The organism is Leucobacter musarum subsp. musarum, assembly GCF_001273845.1.
In the GTDB taxonomy this organism is placed as follows: domain Bacteria; phylum Actinomycetota; class Actinomycetes; order Actinomycetales; family Microbacteriaceae; genus Leucobacter; species Leucobacter musarum.
The window spans coordinates 824,547-836,853 of record NZ_JHBW01000087.1 but is presented as its reverse complement, the minus strand read 5'-3'; the positions used below and the strand labels follow the sequence as shown (position 1 = coordinate 836,853).

The following is a 12,307-nucleotide window of genomic DNA, read 5'->3' as shown; positions in this document are numbered from 1 at the left end:
TCGAGCGGTCGGGCGGGCGTAAGGTAGAAGGGTAGCCGAGGAGGTCGCTCGTACCGTGTCAACCATGTTCCGCTCGCTCTCCGTTCGCGATTACCGCATCTGGTTCTTCGGAGCGCTGGTATCGAACATCGGCGCCTGGATGCAGGCCACGACGCAGAGCTGGGTGGTGCTGACCGAGCTCACCGATACGAATGCGGCGGCCGTCGGCACGACGATGGCGCTGCAGTTCGGCCCGCAGCTGTTACTCGTACCGTTCAGTGGGGCAGTGGCGGATCGCTTCGACCGTCGACGCGTGCTCATGGTGACGCAGTCGCTCCTGATGCTGCTCGCTGCGGGACTCGGGCTCCTTCTGATCACCGGCCAGGCCGAGCTGTGGCATCTGTACGGTTTCGCCCTCGCGCTCGGAGTGGTCAACGCGTTCGACACGACGTCGCGCCAGGCCTTCGTCTCCGACCTGGTCGGTCTTGAGCAGACATCGAACGCGGTCGCGCTCAATTCGGCGTCGTTCAACTCGGCACGACTGATCGGCCCCGCGGTCGCGGGTGTGCTGATCGCCGCAATCGGTTCGGGCTGGGTCTTCATGATCAACGCGGTCTCATTCCTGGCCGTGCTCGGCGCACTCGCGGCGATTCGCACCCGCCGGGTCAAGCCGCCGCAGACGGGGCGCCGTGAGTCGCAGTGGCGTCAGCTCTCTGCCGGGTTCCGCTACGTGCGCGGCCGCCACGACCTGCTGGTGATCTTCGCGATGGTCTTTCTCGTCGGCGCGTTCAGCATGAACTTTCCGGTGATCTCGTCGACAATGGCGATCGAGTTCGGTCGGGGTGCGAGCGACTACGGATTGCTCTCGTCGGTGCTCGCGATCGGCTCGCTGGCGGGCGCGCTGCTCTCTGCACGCAGGCCGGCAGCGCGCATGCGAGTGGTGATCATCGCGGTGGGTGGCATCGGCATCGTGAGTGTCATCGCGGCCGTGATGCCGAATTTCTGGACGTTCGCGGCGACGCTCGTGTTCTTCGGGCTCGCGATCTCGACCATGCTCACCACCGCAAACGGGTTCGTGCAGACGACGGCCGCACCGGCGGTGCGCGGGCGAGTGCTTGCTCTATACATGGCGATTCTCATGGGCGGCACCCCCATTGGTGCACCGCTGGTCGGCGCCGCGGCCGACGCCCTCGGGCCCCGGTCTACTCTCTTCATCAGTGCTGCCGCGGGCCTGCTGGCGTTCGGGATCGGCCTGGCGTGGTTGTTCTCGGAGCGCAACCTGCGGTTCCACCGCGATGGCACGCACGTGCGGGTCACGCACGCAGGCCGCCCGGGCCTCGACGACGATCCGAGCGCGCAGGTCGAGACGCTGACGGCGCCGATCTCCGTGCTACGTCGCGAGGCCAGGCCCGCACCGATTATCGGTGCGGGGGAGTCGGTGCCGCAGGAGGGGTCGAGCAGCTCGGCGACGGGTGCGATCGGCGTCAGCGAAATTGTGACTGAGCTCGAGCAGTCGACGTCCGGCACGAAGCCGGACGATCGCGACGATGATCGGCATCATCCGTCCGCGTGAGGCTCAGCAGTCCAGACCAGCGATGTTGAGTCGGGCAGGGCGGGGTTACGAGCGAGACTGGGATTCGTCGCGCAGCCGACCTGCGATGTCGCTCCCGATCTCTCTGAGATACCGATCCGCGTGCTGCATGCTCTCTGCGCGGTTCGGAGCCAGATCCATCACGGCGTAGCACCCCACGAATCCCGCAGCACGCCAGTCGGATTCGGGGAGTGTCGTGGTTCCGCAGACGGCAATCGTCGGAATCTGCAGGGACCGCGCCGCACGCTCAACGCCGACCGGGGTTTTGCCGCCGATGCTCTGCCGATCGAACGAACCTTCGCCAGTGATGACGAGATCGGCCCCCGCCAAGTGAGCGCGAAGCCGAGTGAACTCCGCGACCATGTCGACGCCCGGTCGCTGGGTCGCTCCGAGCACGTGGAGTGCAGCGAATCCGACGCCTCCAGCGGCACCGGCACCGGCGGAGGTCGTGGCATCGAACGCGGCACCGCCCAATGCCGACTCCTTGACAACGTGGGCCGCGAATCGCGTGAGTGCCAATTCGAGCAGCACGATATCGGTACGGCTGGCCCCTTTCTGGGGCCCGAACACGGCCGCAGCGCCCCTCGGCCCGAGCAACGGATTGTCGACGTCGCTGGCGAGGAGGAATCGGGTCGTCGTGATCCGCGGATCGAGAAGGGAAAAATCAACGCGGTGCAGCTGTGCCAATGCGGCACCCCCGTCGGGAAGCTCGTGGTCGGCTTCGTCGAAGAATCGTGCGCCCAGGGCGGCGAGCATGCCGGCTCCGCCGTCTGTGGATGCGCTTCCACCGATGGCAAGCACAATGGTCGTGGCCCCGGCATCAAGCGCGGCGACGATGAGTTCTCCGGTGCCGCGAGACGTCGCCGCGAGTGCGTTTCGGTGCGCGGGCGGAAGGAGTTCAAGCCCGGAAGCGCGAGCAAGCTCAATGACCGCGAAGTGATCCTGCACAGCGAATGAGGCGTTGAGCGGCGCCCCGAGCGGGCCGGTCACCATGAGGGAATGCTCCATGAAACCGCTGGCGATTGCGGCTTCAAGCGTTCCTTCGCCACCGTCTGCCATCGGAACCACGGTGATGTCTGCGTCTGGAAGGCACGACCGCATTCCGTCGGCGATCGCTGCACCCACTCCGCCGGCGTCGAGCGAGCCCTTGAACTTGTCCGGTGCGATGACGATACGCATGTCTCCACGCTATCGAATCAGCCGCGTCTGGGAGCAGTGCATCACGCCGAATCTTCACTGGCGAGGAACGTACGCAGATGCCGGTTTCCGTCAATAATGCGGCCGCAGGGTGAACCGCTGCCCGCGTGCGCGCGGGAACGGTAGGCTGAGTCCCGTCCCGGCGGCAGTCGCCGCTTTTCCACGAGTATGGAGCCATGATTCACGGTGAGTGATTTCTTGTCCGCACAGACCCGCACTGAAACGGACTCTCTCGGCAGCGTCGAGATCCCCGCCTCCGCCTATTGGGGGGTGCACACTGCTCGGGCGCACGAGAACTTCCCGATCGCGCGTCGCCCGGTGTCGGTGTACCCCGACTTCATTCGGGCGTTCGCCTGCGTGAAGCAGGCAGCCGCTCGAGCGAACCTCGAGATCGGCGCACTTGATGAGCAGCGCGCTACCCTGATCGATCGCGCCTGCGAAGAGATCAAGACGGGCATGCTGCATGACCAGTTCGTGGTCGGCGTGATTCAGGGCGGTGCCGGCACCTCGACGAACATGAACGCGAACGAGGTCATCACGAACCGCGCGCTCGAGCTCGCGGGGCACGCAAAGGGCGACTACGCGTTCATTAACCCGAACGACCACACGAACCACAGCCAGTCGACGAACGACACGTACCCCACCGCGATCAAGATCGCGCTCGCGTTCTCGCTCGGCAGCCTGCTCGATGAGCTTGGGCTGCTCGCCGAGTCGTTCGCCGCGAAGGGCCGCGAGTTCTCCCACATCATCAAGGTCGGTCGCACGCAGCTGCAAGACGCTGTTCCCATGACGCTGGGCCAGGAATTCAACGCGTTCGCCGTGACGCTGCGCGAGGACATCGAGCGACTGCGCGAGGCCGTCTCGCTGCTGCGCGAAGTCAATATGGGCGCCACCGCGATCGGCACGGGCATCAACGCGCCGCGCGGGTACAAAGAAGCCGTCATCAAGCACCTCCGCGACATCACCGAGCTGCCGCTCGAGACCGCGGGCGACCTGGTCGAGTCCACCAGCGACACCGGTGTCTTCGTGACCTTCTCTGGTGCGCTCAAGCGCAGCGCGCTGAAGCTCTCGAAGATCTCGAACGATTTGCGTCTGCTCTCATCGGGCCCGCAGGCCGGCTTCGGCGAGATCAACCTGCCCGCCCGCCAGGCAGGCTCGTCGATCATGCCCGGTAAGGTGAACCCCGTCATCCCTGAGGCCGTCACGCAGGTGGCGTACTCAGTCGCCGGCGCTGACGTCACCGTATCGATGGCGGTCGAGGCCGGGCAGCTCCAGCTGAACGCGTTCGAGCCGGTCATCGCGCACTCGCTCTTCCAATCGATCACGTGGCTTGAGCGCGCGTGTCAGACGCTGCGCGTCAACTGTGTCGATGGCATCACCGCGAACGAAGACCGCCTGGAAGACATGGTCTCCCGCTCGGTCACCGTGATCACCGCGCTGGCGCCCGTCATCGGCTATGCGGAGGCAGCGAAGCTGGCGAAGGAGGCGCTCGCCACCAATGCAAAGGTCTCCGAGCTCGTCACCTCGCGCGGCCTGCTCGACCAGGCGCAGCTCGACGACATTCTGCAGCCGTCGAAGCTCGCGGGCCTCGCACCCGAGACCGACGTGATCGACATCATCGCGGAGAACGCGATTGCCGCACCGCAGAAGCTCGAGGACGGCGAGGGGCCCGAGGTCACGAAGAAGCCCGCGAAGTAGGGCGGGAGCTCAGACGCGAATGGGCGGGGAGGATCAGCTGATTCTCCCCGCCCATTCGCGTTGCTGCTGCGCCCGTCTCACTGCGCCCGAGCCACCCGCATCATGAATGGGTGTCACGGGGAGCCGAGGCGGCTACGCCTCGACGCAGTGCGAGGTGAGTGCGCCGATGCCCTCGATGGTCACGGTGACCTCGGTGCCCGGGCGCAGGTACAGCGGCGGCTTGCGCGATCGGCCGGCGCCACCGGGGGAGCCCGTCGAGATGACGGTGCCGGGAAGCAGCGTTGCCTGCTGCGAAATCGAGGCGATGAGCTGCGCGACCGTGCGGATCATGAAGCCGGTCGTCGAGTCTTGCACCCGCAGACCGTTCACGTCGGTAGTCAGCGCCAGTGCCTGAGGATCGGGGATCTGGTCGGCGGTGACAACGACCGGGCCGATCGGGGTGAAGCCATCGAACGACTTGCAGCGCGACCACTGCGGCTCCTGGAACTGGATGTTGCGGGCCGTCACATCGTTGATCGCGGTGTAACCGAAGACGTAATCGAGCGCCTCTTCGGCCGTGACGTTCTTTGCCGGCTTGCCGATGATGACCCCGAGCTCGCCCTCGTAGTCGACCTCTTCACTGACCTCGGCATCGAGCGGCACCTGGCCGCCGTGCGCTCCGAGGGAGTTCGGGAAGAGCGAGAAGAGCACCGGGCCCGAGTCGTTGTCGAGGCTGAGCTCGCTCGCGTGCTCGTCATAGTTGAGACCCACTGCGAGCACGATCGGTGCGCCGATGACAGCCGGGGCGTGCTCCGCGTCTGCGACGGGCTTCCACGCATCGGCCGGGAGCGATGCGGCGGCGGCGCGGACGCGCTCCAGGGCGGCATCGCCGGCCTCGATGAGCTGCTGCAGGGTGCCGAACGCCTCCCCGAGGTCACGCAGCGCGACGTAGCGATCTGCGTCGATGGCGACGAGAACGGGGGCGGAGTGCGGATCAAGGATCAGGTGTGCGAATCTCACGCACTCAGGGTATCTGATGCCGAAGGTGGTTGTAGGTACGGTGCAGTCTCAAGCCCTGCGCTTTGTAGGGCGCTGCGCTGGCTTCGCGGGCGCACGAGGCGCGCTTCTCTGACCCTCGCGCTCGCGACACAGTTTCCCTCTGGGCGAACTCGGAGCCCGAATCGCTCGGAGATCCAGCAGAATGAACTCATGACTGAATCACCGAAGACGAAGCCGGAGATCGAATTCCCGGAGGGCCCCGCGCCCGCTGAGCTGCAGATCGTAGACATCGTGGAGGGTTCCGGCGAGGAAGCGCTCGCCAGCTCGACGGTCGACGTGCACTACCTCGGTGTCGAGTACGACTCCGGCGAAGAGTTCGACTCGTCGTGGAACCGCGGCGAATCGATCAACTTCCCGCTGCGTGCACTCATCCAGGGATGGCAGGTCGGCATTCCCGGCATGAAGGTCGGCGGTCGCCGCAAGCTCATCGTGCCTGCAGCGCAGGCCTACGGCACCTCGGGTGGTCATCCCCTTTCGGGCAAGACGCTCATCTTCGTCATTGATCTGCTCGGCGTCAGCTGAATCTGACCCGAACCCGCCGCCTCGTGCGGTGAATGCTGAGGCCGTCCGCACCCGCGGGCGGCCTCAGTCGTCTGTGGGCGGTGGTACCGTCTTCTTGTTCAGTGGACACTCAGCAAGACGGATTGGAGCGGCCCGTGGCGGACCCGCAGCAGGTGACGAACGAGCGACAGCCCTCGGGCGCTTGGGGTGGTGTCGACCGGTACTTCAAGATCTCGGAGCGCGGGTCGACGTTGGGAACCGAGGTCCGCGGCGGTCTCGTGACCTTCGTGACGATGGCATACATCGTCATCTTGAACCCGATCATTCTGACGAGCGGCGCCGACGTCAATGGAGACACGCTGTCATTCCCCGCGGTCAGTGCCGTCACCGCACTCACTGCAGGTGTCATGACCATTCTGTTCGGCCTCGTCTCGCGTCTGCCGTTCGGGTTCGCGGCGGGTCTCGGCATCAACGCGTTCCTCGCGTTCTCGGTCGTGGGTCAGGTCACCTGGCCCGAGGCGATGGCTCTCGTCGTCATCAATGGTGTGCTCATCGTGCTGCTCGCGGCGACCGGCCTGCGCCGCATGATCTTCGACGCGGTTCCCGTCGAGCTGAAGCTTGCGATCACCGTGGGCATCGGCCTGTTCATCGCGTTCATCGGGTTCGTGAATTCCGGGTTCGTGACCTCGACGGGCAGCGCGTCTCCGCCGGTGGGCCTCGGTATCGGCGGTTCGGTCGTGACGGTACCGACGCTCATCTTCGTGATCACGCTCATTCTCACGGGCGTACTCGTCGCCGCACGCGTCAAGGGCGGCCTACTCATCGGCCTCGTCGCCGGCACCGTCATCTCGGTCGTGGTCGAGGCGATCTGGCACCTCGGTGCCGGCATTGACAATCCCGGTGGCTGGGGCCTCACCGTGCCGGCACTCAGCGGAGCACCGTTCAGCCTGCCCGACCTGAGCCTCGTTGGTGCGGTGAGCTTCGACCTGAGCCGGGTCGGCGCGGTCACGATCGTCATGCTCGTCTTCACCCTGCTGTTCACCAATTTCTTCGACGCCATGGGCACGATGACCGGGCTGTCGCGTGAGGCGGGGCTCGCTGACGAGAAGGGCAATTTTCCGCGCCTCAAGTCAGCGCTCGTCGTCGAGGGCGTCGGCGCGATCGCCGGCGGCCTGACGTCGTCGTCGTCGAACACCGTCTTCATCGAGTCTGGTGCCGGCATCGGCGAGGGCGCGCGCACCGGGTTCGCGAACATCGTGACCGGTCTCATGTTCCTGCTCGCAATGTTCTTCACCCCGCTCACCAACATCGTGCCGACCGAGGTTGCAGCGGCCGCGCTCGTGATCGTGGGGGCGCTGATGATGGCGCAGATCAAGCACATCGACCTGACCGACTTCCGCGTGCTGCTGCCCGTGTTCCTCACCGTTGCCGTCATGCCGATGACCTACTCGATCGCCAACGGTATCGGGGCGGGCTTCGTTGCCTGGGTGCTCGTGCACGCGCTCTCCGGGCACGTCAAGCGTATCCACTGGCTGCTCTGGGTCGTTGCGATCGGCTTCGTGCTGTTCTTCGCACGCGGGCCGATCGAGGCCGCACTGGGCGTGTAACCGCCCGACAAACGCGAAGTGGGGTGCCGGATCAGCGATCCGGCACCCCACTTCGCGTTTCGGGGCGGTGCGTGCTATTCGCCGCCGAGCACGACGTCTCGGAGTTCTGCGACCAGGTTGGGCGCACCTGCGACGAGGAATGGCTCACCCGGGGGCGTAGCGTCGTCTCGGCCGAGAAGTCGGGCTCCTGCCTCGCGGGCGATGAGCACACCGGCCGCGTAGTCCCACGGCTGCAGCCCGCGTTCGAAATACGCGTCGAGACGACCCGCAGCGAGGAGGCAGAGGTCGTAGGCGGCCGAGCCGATACGTCGGATGTCGCGGGCCTTCGGCAGCAGGCGAGACACCATGGCGGCCTGCTCGATGCGACGTTCGACGGTGTAACCGAAGCCGGTGGCCACGAGTGAGACCGCGAGATCCTCCTGACCCGTAATGGTGATCGGCTCGCCGTTGCGGGTCGCGCCACCGCCCTGCCAGGCGACGAACAACTCGTCGGTGCGCGGGTTGCACACAGCCCCGGCGATGGCTCGGCGGCCATCGGCGAACGCGGCGGCGTCGGTGACGGTTGCGGCGATGCTGACGGCGTAGGCGGGAAGGTCGTAGAGGTAGTTCACCGTGCCGTCGATCGGGTCGATCACCCAGGTGATCCCGCTCGTCCCGGTGATACCGGTGCCTTCCTCGCCGAGAATGCCGTCATCCGGTCGCGCAGCCTGAATTGCGGCGACGATGAAGCGCTCCGACTCCTGATCGGCGGCCGTGACGATGTCGACCGCGCTCGACTTGCTTGCGGCGACCGCGACACCCTGTGCGCGCAGTTCGAGAATTCGGGTGGCGGCCTGCTGCGCGATCTCGGCGGCGAGGCCGGCGAGCGCTTGCGGGTCGTGTGCGGGCGTTGCGGGTGCGTCGGTGGAGTCGCTCATAGGGCGAGCCTACTGCGTCGGCGCAGCAGAACGGGGCCCGGGCTTCTTCGACCGGACCCCGTGCTCACGTGAGACGGATCAGCGCTGCTGCGCGTTCACCACCTCGGGCTCTGCGTAGGCGTATGCCTCTTCGCCGTGGGCGGCGAAGTCGATGCCGGCCTCTTCGACCTGCGGCGGAACTCGCAGACCAGTCACCAGCTTCACGCCGAGCGCGATGACGAGCGAGACGACGAAGGAGTACACCATCACCGCGACCACCGAGATCGTTTGCACCAGCAGCAGACCGGCATCGCCGCCCGTGAACAACCCGTCGTCGAAAGCGAAGAAGCCGAGGTAGAGCGATCCGATGACGCCGGCGACGAGGTGCAGACCGACGACGTCGAGCGAGTCGTCGTAACCGAGACGGTACTTCCACTCGATCGCGAACGCGCAGGCCATGCCAGCGATGAAGCCGAGCAGCAGTGCCCAGACCGGAGAGAGGCTGGCAGCTGCGGGGGTGATGGCGACGAGGCCGCCCACGGCACCAGACGCAGCGCCGATGACGCCGGGCTTCTTGCCGCGCAGCGCGTCGACGATGATCCAGCCGATGATGCCCGCTGCAGGTGCTGCGAGCGTGTTCACCAGGATCAAGCCGGCCTCGCCGGTCTCCGTTGCGAGCCCGCCGTTGAACCCGATCCATCCGAACCACAGGAGAGCGGCGCCGATCGTGACGAGCGGGATGCTGTGGGGCTGGTGCGATCCCTTCCCGAAGCCGATGCGCTTGCCGACGACGAGTGCGAGCGCGAGTGCTGCGGCGCCCGCATTGATATGGATCACCGTGCCGCCGGCGAGGTCGATCACATCGGGCAGACCGAGCGTGCTGCCCAGGTTCTGGATCCAGCCGCCGCCCCAGACCCACGCCGCGACGGGGAAGTAGACGAACGTCGCCCACACGCCGGAGAAGAGCACCCACGATCCGAGGCCCACGCGGTCAGCGATCGCCCCCGAGATGAGAGCCGCGGTGATCATGGCGAAGACCGCGCCGAAGCCGACCCCGATGAAGCTCGCCGGGTCGGTGTTGACGAGCCCGAAGTCCTTGAACGGGCTGCCGGCGAACCCGCTCTCGCCTTCAGCGAAGTAGTTCATGCTGTATCCGAAGAGGATCCAGAGCACTCCGACGACGCCCATGGCGCTGACGCTGAAGAGCATCATGTTGACGACGGAGCGGACGCGGACGAGGCCGCCGTAGAAGAGCGCGAGGCCCGGGGTCATGATGAGGACGAGTGCTGCGCTGGTCAGCGTCCACACATCCGAGGGGGTGAGTTCCATGCTGCTGCCTTTCTCTCGTGCGGGCCGTGGCCGCCACAGTGTGACCAGTGTGCGCGGTCGCTGTTTCGTGGCCGTTCCCCGGGAGTTTCGCTGCCGTACCGATCGTGTTTCGAGTTGGTGACGAGGTTTTCAGGTGCGGCAGCGGGCGCGTGGCGCATGAGTGCGGGAATGCTGCTAAGCTGTACAGGTTGCCGTGAATACGGCCGCGGATAAAGAGAGCCCCAGCACCCCGCTGAAGGCGCCGCGCAGCAAGAGGAAGGGGATCCCTATGGCACTGAATGCAGAGGTCAAGAAGGCGATCATCGATGAGTACGCAACCAAGCCCGGTGACACCGGTTCCCCCGAGGTTCAGGTCGCGATGCTCAGCCGTCGTATCAAGGATCTGACCGAGCACCTCAAGGAGCACAAGCACGACCACCACTCGCGTCGTGGCCTCCTGCTGCTCGTCGGCCAGCGTCGCCGTCTCCTGGGTTACCTCCAGGACGTCGACATCACGCGCTACCGCTCGCTCATCGAGCGCCTCGGTCTGCGCCGCTAGTCGTTTCAGGTTCGCGGCGATCGCATGATCGCCTGACGCACCATCTGCGAAGCGCCCGTCACCTCACGGTGGCGGGCGCTTCTGCGTTGTTCGGGGCGTCGTGTGACTAGAACGCCGCAGCCAAGAACCCGCTGAACAGGCTGAACACGAATGACAGGGCTCCGAGGGCGGCGGAGACCGCGGCCCCGATGGCCGTCCAACGCCAGCGGGTCATCGTCTTCGAGACGAGCCCGATGATGGCGAGCACGCCCGCAATGACGATGGTCGACCCGTTCACGATCCAGGAGATCGTCGATGCGAAGGTGTAGGAGTCGAACTCCATTCCGATCCTCATGAGAAGCGGAAGAAACAGCGACATCAGCGACGACAGTGCGAGCACGGCGAGGGCGATGATGCCGGGAACGTTGAGCTTGCCGGCACTGACGGTGCCGCGGTGCTGCGGCGTCGGGGCGGCGTACTGCGAGGGGAACTGCTGGGCGGCGAATTGTTGGTGCGGTTGGTGCGGTTGTTGCGGTGCGTACTGCTGCTGCTGCTGCGCGGCGTACTGCATGGGCGGTGTGCCCTGCGGCGGTTGCGGAGATGCGGGCTGCTGAATCGGCTGCAGTGGCTCGAAGCTGCTCATGTCAGGAATTTTATCCGCGGCCGCTCCGTCACGATAGGCCTGTCGGGTGGCGAGTGCCTGTTGCGGCGTCGGGGAACTGCCACGCGCTCACACGCTGCGCTCACATGCTGCGCTCACATGCTGCGCGGGTTCTCGTTCCGACCGAGTACCTGTGGATAGCACTCGAAGATCGGTGTCGAGCCCACAAGATATCTGAATGACTGACGCAGACGTGGCCGCGAGAATCCACAACGCCCGAAGCATGCTGATCTTCGGTCGGCCGGCACTTGACGATGTTGCCGAGCATGCACTGAGTGCGGCGGAACACGACGGACGACTCGTTCGAGTGATGCGCGGGTGCTACGTTGACCGTGCGACGTGGCGGGGCTGGTTTCATGAGCAACGAGTGCTGGCACGCGCCATCGCCGTCGCAGAACTGCAGGCAGCGTCCCGTCCGATCTTTTCGCACCAGTCTGCCGCCGCGATCTGGGGATTGCCGCTCGTCGCAGAACGCGATGAACGCGTCCACCTCATCACTCCGCCTGCGGCTCCGGGGAGGAGCTCACGTGTGGTCCAGCGGCATGTCTCAGACGTGCCGGGATCGCAGATCGTCAGCATCGCGGGCGTGAGGCTCACGAATCTCGATCGCACGATGGTCGACCTGATGCGGTTCGCCCCGATGGAGACGGCGATTGCTGCCGCCGACGCAGGAATGCGTCGACAATTTGGCTCGTGCAGGCAGGGGCTTTCGGCGGAGACCGATGCGTGGCGGGCGGAGCATGCGCGGCGGTTAGCGCTCTGCGCTGGGCAGCGCGGTGTCAGGCGAGCGCGTCAGGTCTTGGCGCTTGCCGATCCTCGCGCCGACTCGCCAGCGGAAAGCGTGAGCCGTCTGCAGCTCGCTCGCTTGGAGGTGCCGGTGGAGATTCAGGTGCGTGTCGTCGGCCCGAGCGGTGACGTCTATTGGGTCGATTTCGAGTTCCTCGGGCAGCGGATGTTCGGAGAGGTCGACGGCGTCATGAAATACGCGGACGCGTCAATGCGTGGCGGTAGGTCTGCGGAACAGGTCGTGATCGGCGAGAAACGACGGGAGGATGAGATTCGCGGAGTCACTCAGTTCACGATGGCGCGATGGGAGCCGGGGCACACGGCCACGGCGCGTGCACTCGGACTCCGCCTGCAGGCGTTTGGTCTCCGCGTGCCGCGCCTCGAATCCGGGCGTTCAATGTCGTGAGTGTGAGGCGAAACGCTGAGTGTGAGGCCAAATAACCCTCACACTCAGCGTTTCGCCTCACACTCGCCGGTGCGCGGGCGCGGGCGCGGGCGCGGGCGCGG

General features: G+C 66.0%; 11 protein-coding genes. 6 read left to right on the top strand and 5 right to left on the bottom strand.

Translation table 11 applies throughout. The annotated features are described in order from the left end of the window. Window positions 1–64 precede the first annotated feature (64 nt). Window positions 65–1,552, top strand: a complete 1,488-nt coding sequence (locus CH42_RS12830; RefSeq protein ID WP_075205364.1) for an MFS transporter — start codon at window positions 65–67, stop codon at window positions 1,550–1,552. A 45-nt stretch (window positions 1,553–1,597) separates the two neighbouring features. On the opposite strand, the gene CH42_RS12825 is transcribed toward CH42_RS12830, so the two are convergent. Then, complete coding sequence (locus CH42_RS12825) at window positions 1,598–2,749, bottom strand: glycerate kinase (RefSeq protein WP_053353500.1); 1,152 nt, start codon at window positions 2,747–2,749, stop codon at window positions 1,598–1,600. Between the two features lie 204 nt (window positions 2,750–2,953). Between CH42_RS12825 and CH42_RS12820 the strand changes: the two genes are divergently transcribed. Further along, complete coding sequence (locus tag CH42_RS12820) at window positions 2,954–4,465, top strand: aspartate ammonia-lyase (RefSeq protein WP_053353499.1); 1,512 nt, start codon at window positions 2,954–2,956, stop codon at window positions 4,463–4,465. 132 nt (window positions 4,466–4,597) lie between these two features. Here CH42_RS12820 and CH42_RS12815 read toward each other — a convergent pair whose 3' ends face one another. Beyond that, entirely contained in the window at window positions 4,598–5,464 is an 867-nt protein-coding gene (locus CH42_RS12815) for a fumarylacetoacetate hydrolase family protein (RefSeq protein ID WP_053353498.1), read from the bottom strand. Between the two features lie 189 nt (window positions 5,465–5,653). On the opposite strand from CH42_RS12815, the gene CH42_RS12810 reads away from it, so the two are divergent. After that, window positions 5,654–6,025, top strand: a complete 372-nt coding sequence (locus CH42_RS12810; RefSeq protein ID WP_053353497.1) for an FKBP-type peptidyl-prolyl cis-trans isomerase — start codon at window positions 5,654–5,656, stop codon at window positions 6,023–6,025. Between the two features lie 134 nt (window positions 6,026–6,159). Next, window positions 6,160–7,611: an NCS2 family permease gene (locus tag CH42_RS12805; protein WP_193392089.1), complete on the top strand. Its 1,452-nt coding sequence runs from the start codon at window positions 6,160–6,162 to the stop codon at window positions 7,609–7,611. 74 nt (window positions 7,612–7,685) lie between these two features. Here CH42_RS12805 and CH42_RS12800 read toward each other — a convergent pair whose 3' ends face one another. Both CH42_RS12800 and CH42_RS12795 read right to left on the bottom strand, forming a co-directional pair. Then, complete coding sequence (locus CH42_RS12800; RefSeq protein ID WP_053353496.1) at window positions 7,686–8,528, bottom strand: inositol monophosphatase family protein; 843 nt, start codon at window positions 8,526–8,528, stop codon at window positions 7,686–7,688. A gap of 78 nt (window positions 8,529–8,606) precedes the next feature. Next, window positions 8,607–9,836 (bottom strand): ammonium transporter, encoded by a 1,230-nt coding sequence (locus CH42_RS12795; protein WP_053353495.1) that lies wholly within the window; start codon window positions 9,834–9,836, stop codon window positions 8,607–8,609. A 268-nt stretch (window positions 9,837–10,104) separates the two neighbouring features. On the opposite strand from CH42_RS12795, the gene rpsO reads away from it, so the two are divergent. Beyond that, a complete protein-coding gene (gene rpsO, locus CH42_RS12790; protein ID WP_053353494.1) occupies window positions 10,105–10,374 on the top strand; it encodes a 30S ribosomal protein S15 in 270 nt (89 codons plus the stop codon). A 106-nt stretch (window positions 10,375–10,480) separates the two neighbouring features. On the opposite strand, the gene CH42_RS12785 is transcribed toward rpsO, so the two are convergent. Beyond that, on the bottom strand, window positions 10,481–10,996 hold the full coding sequence (locus CH42_RS12785) for a DUF5336 domain-containing protein (protein WP_053353493.1): 516 nt from the start codon (window positions 10,994–10,996) through the stop codon (window positions 10,481–10,483). Window positions 10,997–11,192: 196 nt separating this feature from the next. On the opposite strand from CH42_RS12785, the gene CH42_RS12780 reads away from it, so the two are divergent. Next, complete coding sequence (locus CH42_RS12780; protein ID WP_053353492.1) at window positions 11,193–12,206, top strand: hypothetical protein; 1,014 nt, start codon at window positions 11,193–11,195, stop codon at window positions 12,204–12,206. Window positions 12,207–12,307: the final 101 nt, after the last annotated feature.

What these genes read in the sequence shown, in the direction of transcription:
- rpsO (WP_053353494.1), top strand. Translation starts at nt 10,105, where the DNA reads ATGGCACTGAATGCAGAGGTCAAGAAGGCGATCATCGATGAGTACGCA.
- CH42_RS12780 (WP_053353492.1), top strand. Translation starts at nt 11,193, where the DNA reads ATGACTGACGCAGACGTGGCCGCGAGAATCCACAACGCCCGAAGCATG.
- CH42_RS12800 (WP_053353496.1), bottom strand. Translation starts at nt 8,528, where the DNA reads ATGAGCGACTCCACCGACGCACCCGCAACGCCCGCACACGACCCGCAA.
- CH42_RS12795 (WP_053353495.1), bottom strand. Translation starts at nt 9,836, where the DNA reads ATGGAACTCACCCCCTCGGATGTGTGGACGCTGACCAGCGCAGCACTC.
- CH42_RS12785 (WP_053353493.1), bottom strand. Translation starts at nt 10,996, where the DNA reads ATGAGCAGCTTCGAGCCACTGCAGCCGATTCAGCAGCCCGCATCTCCG.
- CH42_RS12825 (WP_053353500.1), bottom strand. Translation starts at nt 2,749, where the DNA reads ATGCGTATCGTCATCGCACCGGACAAGTTCAAGGGCTCGCTCGACGCC.
- CH42_RS12810 (WP_053353497.1), top strand. Translation starts at nt 5,654, where the DNA reads ATGACTGAATCACCGAAGACGAAGCCGGAGATCGAATTCCCGGAGGGC.
- CH42_RS12830 (WP_075205364.1), top strand. Translation starts at nt 65, where the DNA reads ATGTTCCGCTCGCTCTCCGTTCGCGATTACCGCATCTGGTTCTTCGGA.